We start from the raw sequence: 16,866 nt of genomic DNA on the forward strand, positions 1-16,866 counted from the left end.
TGGTCAGATCCCTGCGCGACGCCCTCCCAGCATCCGTGCTGTGACATAGGCCATCAAACTGAGCAGCACCGCGCCGGTCACAAACAGCAGCAGGGCAGCGCGCAGCGGATCCATCTCCACCAGCCCGGGCGCGACCGCTCTCAGCACCGGGTGCAGCGCCCCCACCGCCATCGCATAGCCAACAGTCACCGCCAGCCACAGGATCTGTGCCGCACCAAGCCCCAGAGTCAGCCAACGCAGGTCACCAGCGCGCGAGGACATCCCCCGACGCAACGCTGCAAAAGGACGCGCCACATCTGCCTGCACAGCCACCAACGCGGGCACGACCAGAAGCACCAGAAACATGCCGAAGCCAAGACCATAGACCAGCGTGATCACTGTGGGTTTGAGGAACTGTGCTTGTTGCGAGCCCTCATACATCAACGGGGCCAGCCCCAGAACGGTCGTCAGTGTCGTCAGCATCACCGGCCGCAAACGATCCGCAGCCCCGTCAATGATCGACGGGATCAGCCCGCGCTCTTCTGCGTATTCGTCAATGGTTGTCACCAATACGATCGAGTCGTTGATGATAATTCCCGTCATCCCCAACAGGCCAACAACGGTGAACATCGACAGCGGCACCTCCCACAGGTAGTGCCCCCAGATCGTCCCGACGAGGCCAAAGGGAATGATCGCCATAACCACCAGGGGCCGCGTCCAGCTGGCGAAAATCCACGCCAGCACCAGATAGATCCCCGTCAGGCACAGGATCAATCCGGTTCTGGCATCATTCAGAAACTCATTTTCTTGCTCACTCAGCCCCGCCAATTGCCAATCCACCTGTCGCTCACTGGCGATCTTCGGCAAGATCTCCTCTTGCAGCGCTGTGGCAATGGCCTGTGCCCGTGTCGGATCATCCTCTGAGATATCCCCGGTGACGCTGATCACGCGGACACCATTTTCACGCCGAACGGTGGAAAATCCGGTGCGCTGGGTCACCGACACGATATCGGCCAAGGGCAGATAGACACCTGCCGGGCTGCGCATCAGCGTACGCTCCAGGAAATCAGCGGTCAGCTCCCCCTCCGGCAGCTCAACCCGGATCGCGGCACTGCGCGGCCCATCCGGATAGGTTGCCGCCTCTATGCCATTCAACCGTGCCCGCAAGGCACGCCCCAGCGTCTCCACCGTGAACTCAAGCGCCCTTCCCTGCGGGGTCAGTTCGAGCACCAGCTCTTCCTTGTCATAGGCAAGGTTGTCCTCGACTGCGGACACCTCCGGGTAGCGCAGGACGGCGGTTTTCAAATCTTCTGATGCAGCCTTTAACACCTCGACCGCAGCGCCACTGAACTGCACATCCAGTGCATCACCACCGGGACCGGACCGCCAGCCTCTGAACGATACCGTCTCCGCCAGCGGGTGGCGGCGCACACTGTCCTGCAGCTCCGCCACAAAGGCAAAACTGGAGTATGGGCGCAGATCAGCATCAATCAACTCAATTGAAATCCCCCCAAGAAGATCGCTGTCCTTGGCGTCCACCCCGGCCAGACCACGCCCGGCATTGCCGCCAATCTCGGCCATGACAAAATCAACCGGATTGCGGCCATGCCGGGCCTCATAGTCGCGCCCCAGCGCCTCAACCGCGCGCTGCATTTCCCGCATCATCGCAAGCGTATCCGCCCGGGTTGCCCCCTCGGCCATGGCAAAATTTCCGGTGACCGATCCACGCTCCGGCGCGTTGAAAAACCGCCATTTCACGTCGCCGCCAATGAACAGCGCCAGCTGGCTTGCCAGGATCACCGCAGCACCAGCCAGCACCACGTAGCGGGCACGAACCACCAGCCCCATTAAAGGCCGGAACAGGGTGTCACGCAGGCGGCGAAACCCCCGGTTTACCACACGGCTGGGCAGGTCATACCAATGCTCCTTGGCACTATGCGCCAGCGCATGGGCCAGATGATTTGGCAGGATCAGAAAACACTCGATCAGTGAACCCAGAAGCACCGCAATCACCGTCAGAGGGATATCTCGGATCAACTCGCCAAACCGACCGCCAATCGACACCAATCCGAAGAACGCGATCACCGTGGTCAATGTGGCCGCGAAGACCGGCATCGCCATGCGGCGCGCGGCGTTCTCTGCCGCCGCAACCGGGTGTTCGCCCAGACGCCGCGCCCTGAAATCGGCATGTTCCCCCACCACGATTGCATCATCTACCACAATGCCAAGGGTGATGATCAGGCCAAACAGGCTGATCATATTGATGGTCAGCCCCGCCATATACATCAGTGCAATGGCGGCAAACATGGCTGCGGGAATACCCGCCGCAACCCAGAAAGCGATGCGCGCATTAAGAAACAGGAACAGCAGCGCCAGCACCAGGCCCAGCCCCATCAGCCCGTTATCGACCAGAATATCCAGACGCCCGGTGATCGCTTCAGCGCGGGTGCGGATCAGATCCGCACTGACGCCATCCGGCAGGCTGGCCTGCAAGGCTTCCACCACACCTTCGACCTGATGCTGGATGTCGATGGCATCGCCCTGATCCGACCGGTCCACCCGGATCGACATCGCAGGGTTGTCCCCCACGAAATAGGAGCGATTGCGGTCCACGCCCTCGACCCGGATTGTAGCAACATCACCCACGGTAAGGGCCGACCCATCCGGATTAGTCCGCAGCACGATGCCCGCCAACTCCTCCGGCGTGCGTTTCTCACTGCCAGTGCGGATGCGCGCGTTGGCGCCACTCACGTCACCCGCCGGATTGGCGTCAACCTCCGCTGCAATCGCTGCCGCGATATCAGCCATTGCGATGTCATGAGCGATCAAACTGGCAGAAGGCACTTCCACCATGGTCTGCGGTGCAGCAATGCCTCGGATCGTGGTGCGGGTGACCCCCACTTCAAACAGGCGCACAACCAGCTCATCCGCAAACAGTCCCAACTGGCGCGGTGCAATTGGCCCGGTGATCACCACATCAGTGACACGGTCGCGCCATGCGCCACGGCGCACGCTCGGATCTTCGGCCTCCTCCGGCAGCGTGGTGATCCCGTCTACAGCACTCTGGACATCATCGGCCGCGCGCGCCATGTCCCAGCCCGGCTCGAAGTCCAGCGAGATGCTGGCGCGTCCCTCGCGCGATGTGGCACTGGAGCTTTCGACCCCATCAACGGCCAGCAGCGCGGGTTCCAGCGCCTGCACGATGGCGCTGTCGATGTCCTCAGGCCCGGCCCCTTCCCATTCGACCGAGACGGACACCCGGTCCACGATCACATCCGGAAAGAACTGCGCGCGCATGTTCGGAATCGCCGCTGCGCCCAGCACCAGCAGCAAGACCAGAAGCAAGTTCGACAAGGTCCGGTGCCGGGTAAAATAGCTCAGAACGCCGCCAGCCGAGCGGGGGAGGTTCCGCAGCATGATCCCTAGCCCCCCATCCGGGTTTCAATACGGTTGATCAGCCGCGCGGGGACCTTTGCGGCGGCCAACTGTTCCAGCATCCGCGCCCGCACCGCCTCTGGCATCCCACTGTTGCCTTCAACCATAGCAACCAGCCTGGCCCGGCGATCCTCCGACAGTTCAATCAGGTCAGCCTCTGCTGCAGCGGTGTCGCGCGGGGTGTCAGCATTGGCACCGGTAACCTCTGCCCCCTGTCGCAGGGGCCGCACCTTGATGCCTGCGCCCAGCAGGGGCGTGCGCCCGGTGACAACCTCGCGCCCCTCCAGCCCTGCGCCGCGCAGCAGCACATCATCCGCCTGACGACGCACCAATGTCACGTCCAGCGCCTGTAGCCGGTCATCCTCCCCCAGCACCAGCACCGTGCCGTCCGATCCCAGCGCCGATGCGGGCAGTCGGGCCACCTCGCTCACCACCGGTTCCTCAACCTCCACAGTGACAAAATCACCGGGTTTGAAACCAAGCGCCGGGTTCAGTCGGGCGTAGATCAATCGGCCGGCCAGACCCTCGCCTGCATCGCCACTGTCTCGCACCACGACGCCAGACGCCGTCAGCGCCGCACCGGTAGCATCCAGCGTAACCTCCACCGGCGCCGAGAGCAGCTGTCCCTTAGCGTCCAGCAGCCGGGCATATTGCACGGTCGAGACCCGAAACGCCACATCCAGCTGCGCCGGGTCCACCAGATCCGCAAGCTTTTCATTGGCCGATACCAGCCGCCCCTCAACCAGATTGACCGACTGCAAAGTTCCGTCAAAGGCAGCGATGATCGTCGTATCGTCAAGATTGCGCCGCGCCTCATCCAGTGCAATCTGCGCCCGCGCCAACCGCGTTGCTGCCTGATCAATACGCGCTTCCGCCAAGGACAGCGCCTGCCGGCGGGAAATCACTGCCTGTCGGGCCTGTGCAGCGGCCAGTTCAGCCACTTCCACCGTTGCAGCTGACCCAACACCGCGGGTTTCAAGATTTTGCTGCCGATCCAACGCGCGGGCCCTCAACGTCGCCTGATCCTCGGCTGCTGACAGCTCATCCCGCGCCAGCGCCAATCCGCGCCGGGCCTCGCGGGTTTCCGCCTCGGCGTCCATCATGTCCGCCTCTGCGCGCTGCAGGGCCGCCCGCGCATCGGCCGGGTCGATCTGCACCAGCAGAGTGCCCGCCGTGACGTCGCCGCCATCCTCGAACCCCGATGCCAGCTCAACCACCCGACCAGCCGCTGCGGTGCGCAATTCCAGCCTGCGACGGCTCTCGATCCGACCAAAGGCGGTCAGCACAGGCTGCACGGAGCCCAACTCGGCCCGCACAACATTCACGGCAAACACCCGCTCACGGGCCGGCGGCGCACGGCGCTCGTCACCCATACGGGTCTGGATCGCGGACAGTACCATCTGCACCGCCAGGAGCAGCAGCGCCGCCGTCAGCGCCGCAAGGAACACCCCAATCACCGTTTGCCGCAAAAACCGCATACTCTATTCCTCAATCGGTCAAACGAACCGGCACAAACAACTGCCGCAGTATCCATGAACGGACCTCGTCAGGCCCAAAGAATACCAGTTTGCACAAAGCTATACGAGGTTACACGCAGTCGCGGATCAATTCCGTCTCACTTACGACGCAAATGTTCGTCAAGCCGTGGCATGATTTCTACGAAATTGCAGGGCCGGTGCCGGTAGTCGAGCTGCTTCACGAGGATTTCATCCCAGGCGTCCTTACAGGCCCCCGGACTTCCCGGCAGCGCAAAGAGATAGGTGCCCCCCGCAACCCCGCCTGTGGCCCGTGACTGCACCGCAGATGTGCCGATTTTCTGCATCGATACGATGGTGAAGACCGTTCCAAACGCGTCGATTTCCTTCTCGTAAACATCCCGGTGCGCCTCAACCGTGACATCGCGCCCGGTCAGGCCGGTGCCTCCGGTTGAGATCACCACATCAATCTCCGGGTTGGCAATCCAGTCGCGCAGCTGGGTTGCGATCTCGGCGCGCTCATCGGGGAGGATCTTGCGGTCCGCCAGGACATGCCCGGCGGTTTCCAACCGATCAACCAGCACCTGACCGGAGCGATCCTCCGCCAGTGACCGGCTATCCGATACGGTCAGCACCGCAATCCGAACCGGAATGAAATCCTTGGTGTTGTCGAGTTGCGCCATGGTTCTGGCCCTTATCCCTGATGTTTTCACAATCTTAAAGAACGATGCCCGGAAACCCCGAGACCCGATCAGATTTCAGCCTGCCGACAGCCGCGCCTTGATCTCAAGAAGATCCGCCCACGCAGCGCGTTTCTGTGCTGGTTGTCGCAGCAGATAGGCCGGGTGGAACATCGGCATAACTGGCTTGCCCTGAGCCTCCTGCCAAGTGCCACGCATCCGGGTAATCCCGCGTTTGCCAAGCAGGGCATCACAGCTGATGTTGCCCATAGCGATCAGGATATCCGGCTTTGCCAGCGCGATATGACGCTCCAGAAATGGGGTCATCATGGCGATTTCCACCGGCAGAGGATCGCGGTTCTGCGGCGGCCGCCAGGGCAACACATTGGCGATATAAACGTTCTCCGCCCGCGACAGGCCAATCGCCGCCAGCATCCGGTCCAGAAGCTGCCCGGCCCGTCCAACAAAGGGTTTGCCCGCGATATCCTCATCGCGGCCAGGCGCCTCGCCCACCACCATAACGCGGGCACCGGGCTGTCCGTCTGCGAACACCAGATTGCGCGCGCCTTTTTTCAACTCGCAATGCTCAAACTGCGCCAACGCCTCATAGAGGCCCTCCAGCGAGCCTGCCGCACCCGCCATCTGTCGGGCCACCTCAACCGGATCAACCTCCCGTGGTTTCACAGGCTCAGCCGCCGCTGCGGCTGCGGCCTTTGGTAGCCGGGCCTGCAATTCATAGCGATTGACCGGCGCGTCACCGATCGCATCGGTTGCCCCCAGTTCAATCTGCCACGCCAAGAGCGCATGGGCGCTGTGATAATCCAATGCCGATTCCATACCCCAAGCTACCCTGCCTGGAGGCGGATCAAAATACCCGCCGTGCGCGCCGCTTGCCGCAGGTCACAGCCCTGCTATAAGAGCGCCAAACATCGCGGAGCCTGCCCATGCCCAACGCCACCTTGTCACCTGATCCGATGGCCTTTTCTCAACGGCATCTCTTGGGCATCGAACCGCTGAGACCGCATGAAATTACCGCCATCCTTGATCTCGCTGACAGCTATGCCGATCTGAACCGCCGTCCCGACAAACACGCAAATGCGCTGTCGGGGCTGACCCAAGTGAATATGTTCTTTGAGAACTCCACCCGCACGCAGGCCAGTTTTGAAATTGCCGGCAAACGGCTGGGCGCGGATGTGATGAACATGGCGATGCAAGCCTCCTCGATCAAAAAGGGGGAGACCCTGATTGATACGGCGATGACGCTGAATGCCATGCATCCCGATCTTCTGGTGGTGCGTCATCCGCATTCCGGCGCCGTGGACCTTCTGGCGCAGAAGGTAAACTGCGCGGTGCTGAATGCCGGCGACGGGCGGCATGAACACCCGACGCAGGCGCTGCTGGATGCTCTGACCATCCGCCGCGCAAAGGGGCGTCTGCACCGGCTGAACATCGCGATTTGCGGTGATGTGGCCCATTCCCGTGTGGCGCGCTCAAACCTGATCCTGCTGGGCAAGATGGAAAACCGCATTCGTCTGATCGGCCCGCCGACACTGGTGCCCAGTCACTTTGCCGAGTTCGGGGCTGAAATCTACGACGACATGCGCGAAGGCCTGAAAGACGTGGATGTGGTCATGATGCTGCGCCTCCAAAAGGAGCGTATGGACGGCGGCTTCATCCCGTCGGAACGCGAATACTACCATCGCTACGGGCTTGATGCGGAGAAACTGGCGCTGGCCAAACCCGACGCCATCGTCATGCACCCCGGCCCGATGAACCGCGGCGTTGAAATTGACGGCACGCTTGCCGATGACATCAACCGGTCGGTCATTCAGGAACAGGTCGAAATGGGCGTCGCCGTCCGCATGGCGGCGATGGATCTTCTGGCCCGCAACCTGCGCGCCAGCCGCGAGCGTGCGGCGTCGCAACCGGGCGTGGCCTGATCCATGGCAGACCCGGTGGCACAGCCCCTGATCATCGCCGCAGGCGAGCAGCGGGTGATCCATGTCTTCGACCTCGACATGCGGCCCGAACAGGCGCGTTTCCTGCGTGAACCCGGTGCGCTGGCGCAGGTTCTGGGCATTGAAGATATCGATCTGGATCACGTGGAGATTTTCCCGGTGAGCGATCTGGAGGATCTGGGGCTTGTCGGTTATTTGCGCGATGGCTGCGGTATCCCGAGTGAGCAGCTGGCCTCCGACAGTCAGAAACTCGCTGCGATCGAAGGCTATGTGCTGCTGCTGCGGTCGCGCGCGCTGCGCGGCGAGGCAGCGCGCCTCACCCCGGCCAGTCAAATTCGACATATTGGCAACTATAGTGAGGTGGGGGCAGATTGGGCCAGTGTTCCCAGCAATCCTGACGACGCACCGGAAAGCGCCAAACCCTATTCCTCATCACGCCCCTCCCCACGGGAGGCCCGCTCTCGCGCACGGCGCATCGGGGCGACGATCTTTGCAATCGTGATGGCGCTGATCCTGCTTGTCGTGCTGATGCTGGCGACCTGAGATGTCCGAAACCGTCTTCCCCCCTGATCGTATGGCATACTGGCGCAGCCACGCCTGGCTGGCCGTCATCGCCATGGTTGGAGCCATAGGCATTCTCTGGATCATGGGAAACCCGCATGTCTGGACCGGTGCCATCGGCGGGCTGGCCGCCATTGGCCTGCGCGGTGGCTACCTCATGTCCGATGAGATGACCCGCGTCTGGTCGCTTGAGGGCGGCGCTATCAAAGGCCCCGATCAACAGACCATTCCGCTCGCGGATATCGCCGAGCTTAACCGTCTTGGCAGCACGGTCCAGATCGTCACCCATCAGGGTCACAAACACCTGATCAAATACCAGCCCGACCCAGGCGCGACCCTCAATGCAATTGAAAGAGCAAAGGTATGAGTAGCACAGACGAATGGACCGACATCCTTGATGATGGTGAAGAAATTATCTGGCAGGGTCGACCTGATGGGGCGATTGCCTTACGTCCCGCATCCCTGTTCGAAGCCGCTTTTGGATTGTTTTTTTCTGGCTTTGCTCTGTTTTGGATGCTGGGGGCATTCAAATCGGGTGGATCATTCTGGATGTTTGGTCTTTTGCACTTCAGCGTCGGCTTGGGGATCATTTTCCACGCTGTATTTTGGTCATCATATGTTCGCAGGAACAGCTGGTACACGCTAACCGACCGTCGCGCGTTCATCGGAACCCGCCTACCCTTGCTAGGACGGAAGCTGAAGTCCTACCCGCTCACCGGCAGCACACCGCTAGAACTGGTTGATGGACAACCCGCCAGCGTATTTTTTGCCGAAAGAACCAAGCGCGGGGAGAACGGATCAACAACCGTTGCGGTTGGATTTGAGCGAATTGCGGAAGGTCGCGAGGTCTATCGCATGATGCGCGATGTTCAGGCCAGGGCGTCGGAAAGGAAATGACACGTATGACCACTCTCTTCACCAACGCCCGCCTGATCGACCCTGAGGCCGGAACCGATAGCATCGGTGCGGTTCTGGTGCAGAACGGCCGCATCGCGGTAGTCGATAAGACCGGCACAGACCCTGACCAATTGTTTCGCACGCGAAACATTGGGGCAAAGGATGTGACCCTTATTGATTGTGGGGGCAAATGTCTGGCCCCCGGCATTGTCGATATCGGCGTGAAGGTTTGCGAGCCGGGTGAGCGCCATAAGGAAAGCTATAAATCTGCTGGCCTCGCGGCGGCGGCGGGCGGGGTCACCACCATGGTAACGCGCCCCGATACCACCCCGTCCATCGACAGCCCGGAAACGCTGGAGTTCGTGACCCGGCGCGCGCAGGCCGATGCGCCGGTGAATGTTCTGCCCATGGCTGCCCTGACCAAGGGACGCGCAGGCCGGGAAATGACCGAGATCGGCTTTCTCATGGATGCCGGCGCGGTTGCCTTCTCCGATTGCGATCATGTGGTCGCCGACACCAAGGTTTTTTCCCGTGCGCTGTCTTATGCGCGCAGCTGCGGCGCGCTGGTCATTGCACATCCGCAAGAGCCGGGACTAAGCAAAGGGGCTGCCGCAACCTCGGGTAAATTTGCCACCCTGCGCGGTCTGCCCGCCGTCACGCCGATAGCGGAACGAATGGGGCTGGATCGCGATATCGCCCTATTGGAGATGACCGGTGCCAGATACCACGCCGACCAGATCACCACCGCCCGCGCCCTGCCTGCGTTGCAGCGGGCAAAGGCGAACGGGCTGGATATCACCGCGGGCACGTCGATCCATCATCTGACGCTGAACGAACTGGATGTGGCAGACTACCGAACTTTCTTTAAGGTAAAACCACCGCTGCGCTCCGAAGAAGACCGTCTGGCGCTGATCGAGGCGCTGCGCGAGGGGCTGATTGACACGATCTCCTCCATGCACACGCCGCAGGACGAGGAAAGCAAGCGCTTGCCGTTTGAGGAGGCCGCCGCCGGTGCTGTCGCATTGGAAACCCTGCTGCCCGCAGCCCTGCGGCTTTATCATGCGGAGCAGCTGGACCTGCCGACATTGTTCCGTGCCATGTCCCTGAACCCGGCCAAGCGCTTGGGATTGAAATGTGGTCGTCTGTCCGAAGGGGCACCTGCGGATCTGGTGCTGTTTGATGCGGAGCAACCCTTTGTGATGGACCGGTTTGCGCTGCACTCGAAATCACAGAACACCCCCTTTGACGGGCAGCGGATGCAAGGTAGGGTGCTGGCAACCTATGTGGCCGGTGAACCGGTCTACCGGAGAGATTGATGCCGCCTATTGAAACTGCCGCCCCTGTCCTGCTGCTATGGGCCGTGATTGGCTATGCACTGGGCGCCATCCCCTTTGGCCTGCTGCTCACCCGGGTCATGGGGTTGGGCAATCTGCGCACTATCGGATCGGGCAATATCGGCACCACCAACGTGCTGCGCACCGGATCGAAGAAAGCCGCTGCGCTGACCCTGCTGCTGGATGGCGGCAAGGGGGCTATGGCCGTTCTGCTGGCCCGCGCTCTGGTCGGTGAAGATGCCGCACAGCTGGCCGGTCTGACGGCCTTCCTCGGCCATTGCTTCCCGGTCTGGCTGAAATTTCAGGGCGGCAAAGGCGTTGCCACCTTTCTCGGTCTGATGCTGGCGCTGGCCTGGCCGGTGGGAATCGCCTGCTGTCTGACTTGGCTGGCCGCCGCCTACCTGAGCAAGATTTCCTCGATGGGGGCTTTGGTGTCTGCAGTGGCGGCGCCGCTGTGGTGCCTGCTTCTGGGCGCACCAATGACGACGGGTCTGGCAGCACTACTGGCGGTGATCATCTTGTGGCGGCACAAGGAAAACATCGCGCGGCTGCGTCTCGGGACAGAGCCAAAGATCGGGCAGAAGTAACCCGACACCTGCTAAACCTTTGTTTTACAAAGACGCCCTCCTCCGTCATGGACGAGGGCTTTTTCATGTTCACAGGAATGTGCCACAGCGCCTGTGCAGAGGATTTGTGCATCAACGCACATACAAAAGGAGTTGTTTTGAACGTGATCGAGGGAGCCCTCATATCGGTGTCGTGACCAAAACGGTCCAATTTTGAAGACCTGAATTTTGATGACGTAACGCTTTGATCATTCCAACTCAGGGTGCCGAGGTACCCGCTACATCGAAAGGTTCATACCGATGAACACCGTAAAATCCCTTCTGGGCGGGATCGCCCTCTCCGTTACTCTGGCAACCTCTGCGCTGGCCGCTGGCGTTGATGTCAACGCCTCCTCTACTGGTCTGGCCATGCAGGGATATGACCCCGTCGCCTATTTCAACGCCGGTGAAGCGACCAAAGGCTCCTACAAGGTGACCGCAACCCACGACGACGCCACATATTGGTTCGCCACCGAAGAGAACAAAGCCCTGTTTGAAGCCACGCCGGACGCCTACATCCCGGCGTATGGTGGCTACTGCGCCTTTGGTGCGGCGATGGGCTTCAAGTTCGACGGTGATCCGCACCAGTGGAAAATCGTAGATGACGTCCTCTACCTGAACCTGTCGAAGGATATTCAGGAACGTTGGAGCACAGACATTCCCGGCTTCATCGAAAAAGCCGATGTGAACTGGGATGAAATCGCCGACGCTGAACCGGCGGAGCTGCTGCAGTAAGCCTGTAACGGCAGATCCAAATTGCAGATGGGCGGCAGGATATCCTGCCGCCCATTCTGTTCATCCCTCAGAGGGAACACTCGCTCTGCGCAGGGAATAATTACTTCGATGCCAGCCGTTCGACCGCTTCAGCCGTGCGCTTGGTGTTGTTGTAAATCCCTAGCGCGAGGTAGAGGGAGCCGGCGATCAGGATCACATAGAGAGTGCCCACCACCAGAACCCCTAGTGCCGCGAGGATGCCGCCGCCGCCCGGCTGCATGGTTGCCAGAACCGCGCCGCCGACAACTGCGAGCAGCAGCAGAACAACGACGACACCAACCAGTTTCTCAAATGCCGAAATGAAGAAATTGCCCATATCAATACCTTTCAGAGCCATAGATTACGCGCTCTTTTAGGGGGGCGAAATTTAGAGAACAAGCTCTCAATTAGGGGGAAAATCAAGCGGATAGCGCCAGAGGAAGCTTCCGCCAACATACCCCGAACCCGTCGCGCAACAACCGCGCCGCCCCGGCAGAAAAAAGGGCGCCTGCCAGCGCCCTTTCCGTGATCTCAGCCTGATCCCCTATGGGACTTAGTAGCTGTATTCAGAGTAGATCCGGCTCAGATCGCCATTCCAGTCGCCATGATAGCGATCCAGCAGCTCATCCGCGGGGACTTTGCCGGTTTCGATACTGTCCTTCAGCGCATTCAGGAAGTGGGTTTCATCCGGCACCAGCCCCCCAGCCCCGGCGCGGGCACGCGATTTGAGACCCGCCTCAGAGATCGCCACGACTTCGCGGGCCAGATCATGCATTTTGATGTTGCCGACCTGTGCCTGCAGCCCCTGTTCCGATGCGGCCACACGCTGGGCCTCGCGGGTCTCTGCATCCCAGCCTTTTGCCAGATCCCACGCGGCATCAAGACTGGATTGATCGTACATCATGCCAACCCAGAATGCAGGCAGCGCGCAAAGACGACGCCAGGGGCCGCCATCCGCGCCGCGCATTTCCATGTACTTCTTGATCCGTGCCTCGGGGAAGGCGGTGGTCAGGTGATCTGCCCAATCGCTAAGGGTAGGCGTTTGCCCCGGCAATGCGGGCAGCTCCCCCTTCAGGAAATCGCGGAACGACATCCCAAGCGCGTCGATATACTCACCGTCGCGGTAGACAAAATACATTGGCACATCGAGCGCATATTCGACCCAACGCTCGAACCCGAACCCCTCGTCAAAGACAAACGGCACCATACCGGTCCGGTCTGCATCCAGATCGCGCCAAACGCGCGAGCGCCAGGATTTGTGATTGTTCGGCTTCCCCTCAAGGAAGGGCGAATTGGCAAAGAGAGCGGTTGCCACGGGTTGCAGGGCGATGGCCACGCGCATTTTCTGCACCATGTCCGCCTCGGATCCGAAGTCGAGATTCACCTGCACGGTGCAGGTGCGGCGCATCATAGTACGGCCCATACTGCCGACCTTGCCCATATAAGCGTCCATCAGCTTGTAGCGGCCCTTAGGCATCAAGGGCATTTCTTCGTGGGACCAGATCGGGGCCGCTCCCAGACCGATGAAACCGACGCCAATTTCATCCGCGATATCCTTCACCTCGCGCAGGTGGGTGTTCACCTCGTCGCAGGTTTCATGGATGGTTTCCAGCGGGGCACCAGAGAGTTCCAGCGCGCCGCCCGGTTCCAGCGAGACATTGGCGCCGTCTTTCTCCAGACCGATCAGATGGCCACCTTCGCGCACCTCGGACCAGCCGTGGCGGTCGCGCAACCCCTCAAGAACGGCCACGATAGAGCGCGCGCCCTCAAACGGCAGCGGCTTCAGCGAGTCCTTGCAATAGCCAAATTTCTCATGCTCGGTGCCGATACGCCATTGGTCACGGGGCTTGCAGCCAGAGGCAAGATATTCCGCCAATTGTTCGTGCCGTTCGATCGGCCCACCGCCGGATTGAGGGATAGACATCTGGGGCTCTCCGTAAGGTTGATCCGTCTTGCGCTGCAAGTCGTGGTCGGTATTTCCGGCAGTGTCAATGCAGCCTGTGCACGGTTGGTCGTGTTGGCGCGCGCTCCCAGATCACGACCTGGTGACCGCCGGATCTGTGCAATTCTGCCAGCATCCGCTCCATACGCAACCCCGGCAGGGTCGCGAAAGCGTCAAAGAGCGCATCGGTGTTGGTTGCATTGACCGGGATCGCCAAGGCCGACTGCCCCGGTTGATCCAGCAACCAATGAGGTGGTTTGGCGGCGTGATCCAGTGTCAGGCGCTCCAGTTCGGAGAGCGCGACAGCCCCACCGGTGAGAGGGCCGAAATAAGCGATCTGCCCTTCGTCCACCTGAACCACACCGGGGCCGCCGCCGCCGAGGCGAAACCGCATGCGCTGCATGCCGATGACCGCGATGACAACGCCCAGCCCCAGCAGCGCCCAGCCCAGCAGCGCCTGAAATCCGTAGCTGCCAAGCGCCCAGAACAGGCCAAGCGCACCAAGAGCCGTCGCCGCAATCATCTCGCGCCAGCGCCAAAGAGCCGCGCGGGCTTCTGGTCGAATGAAGGTCATGAAGCAGACCCTCCTCCAGCCAGCTCAGGCTGCGGCGCATGATCAAAAAGGATGAGAGAATAACCGCCGATGGGTTGAAATCCGATGGCCCGATAAGCCCGCACGGCGGCCTCTCCCGCTGCAAAAAGCACGGCCTGTTCCACGCCCGCCCTGCGGGCTTCTTTCAGGTGTAGCGCCAGCGCGCAGCGGGCGTAGCCGTGGCCGCGTTGTTCGGGCGGTGTGTAGACCCCACCGATTTGCACCACCTCAGGCAGCTGCGCGTTGAAACCTGTCATGGCGACCCAGCGGTCTGCGATGCTCAGCACTCGGTGACTGTCGCGCAAAAGGTAGCTGTCGATATCCTGTGATGCGATGGCCACCGCCTCACTCGCGGGGGTGCCGAGAATTTCCTGATGATAAGCCGCGCGCCACTGCACCAGCATCGGGCGGGGCGCAGCCGACAAGGGGTGCAGCGTCGCGCCTTTTAGCTGCGGTCGGTCAAGACTGCTCAGATCCAGATCCGTCAGCGAGAGCGCCAGTCCCGGCTCATCACGGTCAAGCCGCTTGGGGTGCTGGTCCAGCCCGGTGGCCGCAAGGTAGCGGCGCGCTTGCGTCGTTTCCCCCAACACACCGACCTGGGGTTGCGATGAGGTCTCTGCCAGTCTCTGCTCCACCAATTGCTGCAATTGCTGCCAGTCCGCAGCACTGGCCTCAGCCGCCTGAATCAGCAGGGTGCCATCATTGGTAAGGCCCGCAACGCCGCTATTTCCACTGCCGCGCACCCAAACACGCATCGCCTTGGCCTCGGTCCCGTGCAGGCCGTGGTCGCGCAGATTGATCAGTAGAAACATGGAGCTGGCGACGTTGCGACGCAGCAGGTCACGGATCGCAGCGAGGTCGCCGTCCTGTGCCGGACGCCAGCTCATCCCCAATCTCCATAGCGTTGCTGCCAAACGGTTAGTGCCGCGACCGCAGCGGTATCAGCGCGCAGGATTCGTGGCCCCAGGCTGACCACATGGGACTGTGACAAGGCGTGTAGCCGCTTGCGCTCGGATGGTGAAAACCCACCTTCGGGACCGATGAGAATCGCCCATGGGACCGGTGCCGTTGTCTCGCTGGCCAGTGCCAATGCGCTGCCGACCTCGGCTTCGTCGCAAAACATCAACTGGCGCTCTTCGGGCCAGTGGTCCAGCAGGCGCGAGAGTTTTTGCAGTTCGGTCACTTCTGGAACATAGGTGCCACCACATTGCTCGGCGGCTTCAACCGCGTGGGCCTGAAGGCGGTCTTGGCGAATGCGGTCGGAATTTGTGAACTCGGTCTGTACCGGCAGAATCCGCGCCGCACCCATTTCGGCGGCCTTCTCCACGATGAAATCGGTACGGGCCTTTTTGATCGGGGCAAACAGCAGCCACAGATCCGGCGGCAACACCAATGGGCGGGTTTGCTCCTGACAGACCAGAACGCCACTGCGTTTGCTGGCCTCGGCCACCTCCACGCGCCATTCGCCATCGCGCCCGTTGAACAGCAGCAGCTGTGCCCCAACCGCCTGCCGCATCACCCCAAACAGGTAATGCGCCTGATCCCGGTCCAGAGGAACCGATTGCTCTGCCCCCAGCGGGTGCTCTACATACAGTCTGATCTTTGCACTCATGAGGCATACATATGCAAGGCGGGACGCCAACACCAGATGGACAGGTCGCAGATGCGGTCAAAGGCAATTGGGTCGATCGCTACGCCCCTGAATGGAGCCGCCCCTATCTGCGCCTCAGCCGCGCGGATCGCCCCATCGGGACCTGGCTGCTGCTGATCCCTTGCTGGTGGGGGCTGATGCTGGCGATCCTGTGGGATCAAAGCCCACGCTGGGGGGATCTGTGGATTTTTGTCGCCTGCGCCGCCGGGGCCTGGCTGATGCGCGGGGCCGGCTGTACCTGGAACGACATCACCGACCGCAACTTTGACGGCAAGGTCGAACGCACCCGATCGCGGCCCATCCCCTCGGGTCAGGTCACCGTCACCGGGGCTGTCGTCTGGATGGGGCTGCAAGCGCTAATCTCGCTCGGCATTCTGCTGAGTTTCAATCAGGCTGCTATCGCAATGGGTATTCTGGCGTTATTCCCGGTGGCGGTTTACCCCTTTGCCAAGCGGTTCACCTGGTGGCCACAGGTGTTTCTGGGGCTGGCCTTCAACTGGGGGGCGATGCTGGCCTGGGTGGCCCATACCGGCACACTGAACTGGCCAGCGGTTATCCTGTATCTGGCGGGAATTGCCTGGACGCTGTTCTACGACACGATTTATGCGCATCAAGACACCGAGGATGACGCGCTGATCGGCATCAAATCCACAGCACGGCTGTTTGGCACGCAAACGCCCATGTGGTTGCGCCGGTTCATTGTCGCCACCGTCAGCCTGATGGCCGTCGCCATCATTCTGGCCGTGCAGCCGCAGGGATCGGTTCTGGCGTTGATGCTGGCACTGGCTGCGCCATGGGCGATGGGCTGGCATATGACTTGGCAGCTGCGGGTGTTCGATGCGGAGAACAATGATCGTTTGGTGCAGCTGTTTCGACTCAACCGGGATACGGGCTTGATTCCGCTGATCTTCTTTGCCGCAGCTCTGTTCGCATGATTGAACCCGTCGCGCAGCCCCTGTAAGACAGGCAAAAGCCGTCTCAGACGGACGCCTCAACGGAGACCA

At 61.3% G+C, this 16,866-nt stretch carries 17 protein-coding genes; 8 read left to right on the forward strand and 9 right to left on the reverse strand.

Annotation, left to right across the window (positions count from 1 at the left end; all coding sequences use genetic code 11):
• Window positions 1-3: 3 nt before the first annotated feature.
• From GAL_RS15625 to GAL_RS15640, 4 genes are all read right to left on the reverse strand, one after another.
• Entirely contained in the window at window positions 4-3,396 is a 3,393-nt protein-coding gene (locus GAL_RS15625) for an efflux RND transporter permease subunit (protein WP_024098534.1), read from the reverse strand.
• A 5-nt stretch (window positions 3,397-3,401) separates the two neighbouring features.
• Window positions 3,402-4,892: an efflux RND transporter periplasmic adaptor subunit gene (locus GAL_RS15630; protein WP_024098535.1), complete on the reverse strand. Its 1,491-nt coding sequence runs from the start codon at window positions 4,890-4,892 to the stop codon at window positions 3,402-3,404.
• A 137-nt stretch (window positions 4,893-5,029) separates the two neighbouring features.
• Window positions 5,030-5,572: a molybdenum cofactor biosynthesis protein B gene (moaB, locus tag GAL_RS15635; protein ID WP_024098536.1), complete on the reverse strand. Its 543-nt coding sequence runs from the start codon at window positions 5,570-5,572 to the stop codon at window positions 5,030-5,032.
• Between the two features lie 75 nt (window positions 5,573-5,647).
• Window positions 5,648-6,406, reverse strand: coding sequence for a uracil-DNA glycosylase (locus tag GAL_RS15640; protein WP_024098537.1), 759 nt, complete (start codon window positions 6,404-6,406; stop codon window positions 5,648-5,650).
• Between the two features lie 107 nt (window positions 6,407-6,513).
• Between GAL_RS15640 and GAL_RS15645 the strand changes: the two genes are divergently transcribed.
• From GAL_RS15645 to GAL_RS15675, 7 genes are all read left to right on the forward strand, one after another.
• Entirely contained in the window at window positions 6,514-7,509 is a 996-nt protein-coding gene (locus GAL_RS15645) for an aspartate carbamoyltransferase catalytic subunit (RefSeq protein WP_024098538.1), read from the forward strand.
• 3 nt (window positions 7,510-7,512) lie between these two features.
• Window positions 7,513-8,070 (forward strand): hypothetical protein, encoded by a 558-nt coding sequence (locus GAL_RS15650; RefSeq protein WP_024098539.1) that lies wholly within the window; start codon window positions 7,513-7,515, stop codon window positions 8,068-8,070.
• Between the two features lies 1 nt (window position 8,071).
• Window positions 8,072-8,455, forward strand: a complete 384-nt coding sequence (locus GAL_RS15655) for a hypothetical protein (RefSeq protein WP_024098540.1) — start codon at window positions 8,072-8,074, stop codon at window positions 8,453-8,455.
• On the forward strand, window positions 8,452-8,985 hold the full coding sequence (locus tag GAL_RS15660) for a hypothetical protein (RefSeq protein WP_024098541.1): 534 nt from the start codon (window positions 8,452-8,454) through the stop codon (window positions 8,983-8,985). Before GAL_RS15655 ends, GAL_RS15660 begins: the two co-directional genes overlap by 4 nt.
• 5 nt (window positions 8,986-8,990) lie before the next feature.
• Complete coding sequence (gene pyrC / locus GAL_RS15665) at window positions 8,991-10,301, forward strand: dihydroorotase (protein WP_024098542.1); 1,311 nt, start codon at window positions 8,991-8,993, stop codon at window positions 10,299-10,301.
• Window positions 10,301-10,906, forward strand: coding sequence for a glycerol-3-phosphate 1-O-acyltransferase PlsY (gene plsY, locus GAL_RS15670; RefSeq protein WP_024098543.1), 606 nt, complete (start codon window positions 10,301-10,303; stop codon window positions 10,904-10,906). Before pyrC ends, plsY begins: the two co-directional genes overlap by 1 nt.
• A 279-nt stretch (window positions 10,907-11,185) precedes the next feature.
• The gene (locus GAL_RS15675; protein ID WP_014873405.1) at window positions 11,186-11,659 is read left to right on the forward strand and encodes a YHS domain-containing (seleno)protein; all 474 of its coding nucleotides are present in this window, start codon (window positions 11,186-11,188) and stop codon (window positions 11,657-11,659) included.
• Between the two features lie 100 nt (window positions 11,660-11,759).
• On the opposite strand, the gene GAL_RS15680 is transcribed toward GAL_RS15675, so the two are convergent.
• From GAL_RS15680 to GAL_RS15700, 5 genes are all read right to left on the reverse strand, one after another.
• Window positions 11,760-12,014 (reverse strand): hypothetical protein, encoded by a 255-nt coding sequence (locus GAL_RS15680; RefSeq protein WP_014873404.1) that lies wholly within the window; start codon window positions 12,012-12,014, stop codon window positions 11,760-11,762.
• 216 nt (window positions 12,015-12,230) lie between these two features.
• Window positions 12,231-13,601, reverse strand: a complete 1,371-nt coding sequence (locus GAL_RS15685) for a glutamate--cysteine ligase (RefSeq protein WP_024098545.1) — start codon at window positions 13,599-13,601, stop codon at window positions 12,231-12,233.
• A 64-nt stretch (window positions 13,602-13,665) separates the two neighbouring features.
• Window positions 13,666-14,193 carry a hypothetical protein gene (locus tag GAL_RS15690; protein WP_024098546.1) on the reverse strand — a complete coding sequence of 176 codons (528 nt, stop codon included), beginning with the start codon at window positions 14,191-14,193 and terminating at the stop codon, window positions 13,666-13,668.
• Window positions 14,190-15,098 carry a GNAT family N-acetyltransferase gene (locus tag GAL_RS15695; RefSeq protein WP_024098547.1) on the reverse strand — a complete coding sequence of 303 codons (909 nt, stop codon included), beginning with the start codon at window positions 15,096-15,098 and terminating at the stop codon, window positions 14,190-14,192. Before GAL_RS15695 ends, GAL_RS15690 begins: the two co-directional genes overlap by 4 nt.
• The gene (locus GAL_RS15700; RefSeq protein WP_024098548.1) at window positions 15,095-15,823 is read right to left on the reverse strand and encodes a 16S rRNA (uracil(1498)-N(3))-methyltransferase; all 729 of its coding nucleotides are present in this window, start codon (window positions 15,821-15,823) and stop codon (window positions 15,095-15,097) included. The genes GAL_RS15695 and GAL_RS15700 overlap by 4 nt, the downstream gene beginning before the upstream one ends.
• 11 nt (window positions 15,824-15,834) lie before the next feature.
• Between GAL_RS15700 and ubiA the strand changes: the two genes are divergently transcribed.
• Window positions 15,835-16,797, forward strand: a complete 963-nt coding sequence (gene ubiA / locus GAL_RS15705; protein WP_024098549.1) for a 4-hydroxybenzoate octaprenyltransferase — start codon at window positions 15,835-15,837, stop codon at window positions 16,795-16,797.
• Window positions 16,798-16,866: the final 69 nt, after the last annotated feature.

Source organism: Phaeobacter gallaeciensis DSM 26640 (assembly GCF_000511385.1).
Lineage (GTDB): Bacteria > Pseudomonadota > Alphaproteobacteria > Rhodobacterales > Rhodobacteraceae > Phaeobacter > Phaeobacter gallaeciensis.

Excerpts from the sequence above, each read along its gene's own strand:
- GAL_RS15625 (WP_024098534.1), bottom strand. The coding sequence starts at position 3,396 with ATGCTGCGGAACCTCCCCCGCTCGGCTGGCGGCGTTCTGAGCTATTTT.
- GAL_RS15630 (WP_024098535.1), bottom strand. The coding sequence starts at position 4,892 with ATGCGGTTTTTGCGGCAAACGGTGATTGGGGTGTTCCTTGCGGCGCTG.
- moaB (WP_024098536.1), bottom strand. The coding sequence starts at position 5,572 with ATGGCGCAACTCGACAACACCAAGGATTTCATTCCGGTTCGGATTGCG.
- GAL_RS15640 (WP_024098537.1), bottom strand. The coding sequence starts at position 6,406 with ATGGAATCGGCATTGGATTATCACAGCGCCCATGCGCTCTTGGCGTGG.
- GAL_RS15645 (WP_024098538.1), top strand. The coding sequence starts at position 6,514 with ATGCCCAACGCCACCTTGTCACCTGATCCGATGGCCTTTTCTCAACGG.
- GAL_RS15650 (WP_024098539.1), top strand. The coding sequence starts at position 7,513 with ATGGCAGACCCGGTGGCACAGCCCCTGATCATCGCCGCAGGCGAGCAG.
- GAL_RS15655 (WP_024098540.1), top strand. The coding sequence starts at position 8,072 with ATGTCCGAAACCGTCTTCCCCCCTGATCGTATGGCATACTGGCGCAGC.
- GAL_RS15660 (WP_024098541.1), top strand. The coding sequence starts at position 8,452 with ATGAGTAGCACAGACGAATGGACCGACATCCTTGATGATGGTGAAGAA.
- pyrC (WP_024098542.1), top strand. The coding sequence starts at position 8,991 with ATGACCACTCTCTTCACCAACGCCCGCCTGATCGACCCTGAGGCCGGA.
- plsY (WP_024098543.1), top strand. The coding sequence starts at position 10,301 with ATGCCGCCTATTGAAACTGCCGCCCCTGTCCTGCTGCTATGGGCCGTG.
- GAL_RS15675 (WP_014873405.1), top strand. The coding sequence starts at position 11,186 with ATGAACACCGTAAAATCCCTTCTGGGCGGGATCGCCCTCTCCGTTACT.
- GAL_RS15680 (WP_014873404.1), bottom strand. The coding sequence starts at position 12,014 with ATGGGCAATTTCTTCATTTCGGCATTTGAGAAACTGGTTGGTGTCGTC.
- GAL_RS15685 (WP_024098545.1), bottom strand. The coding sequence starts at position 13,601 with ATGTCTATCCCTCAATCCGGCGGTGGGCCGATCGAACGGCACGAACAA.
- GAL_RS15690 (WP_024098546.1), bottom strand. The coding sequence starts at position 14,193 with ATGACCTTCATTCGACCAGAAGCCCGCGCGGCTCTTTGGCGCTGGCGC.
- GAL_RS15695 (WP_024098547.1), bottom strand. The coding sequence starts at position 15,098 with ATGAGCTGGCGTCCGGCACAGGACGGCGACCTCGCTGCGATCCGTGAC.
- GAL_RS15700 (WP_024098548.1), bottom strand. The coding sequence starts at position 15,823 with ATGAGTGCAAAGATCAGACTGTATGTAGAGCACCCGCTGGGGGCAGAG.
- ubiA (WP_024098549.1), top strand. The coding sequence starts at position 15,835 with ATGCAAGGCGGGACGCCAACACCAGATGGACAGGTCGCAGATGCGGTC.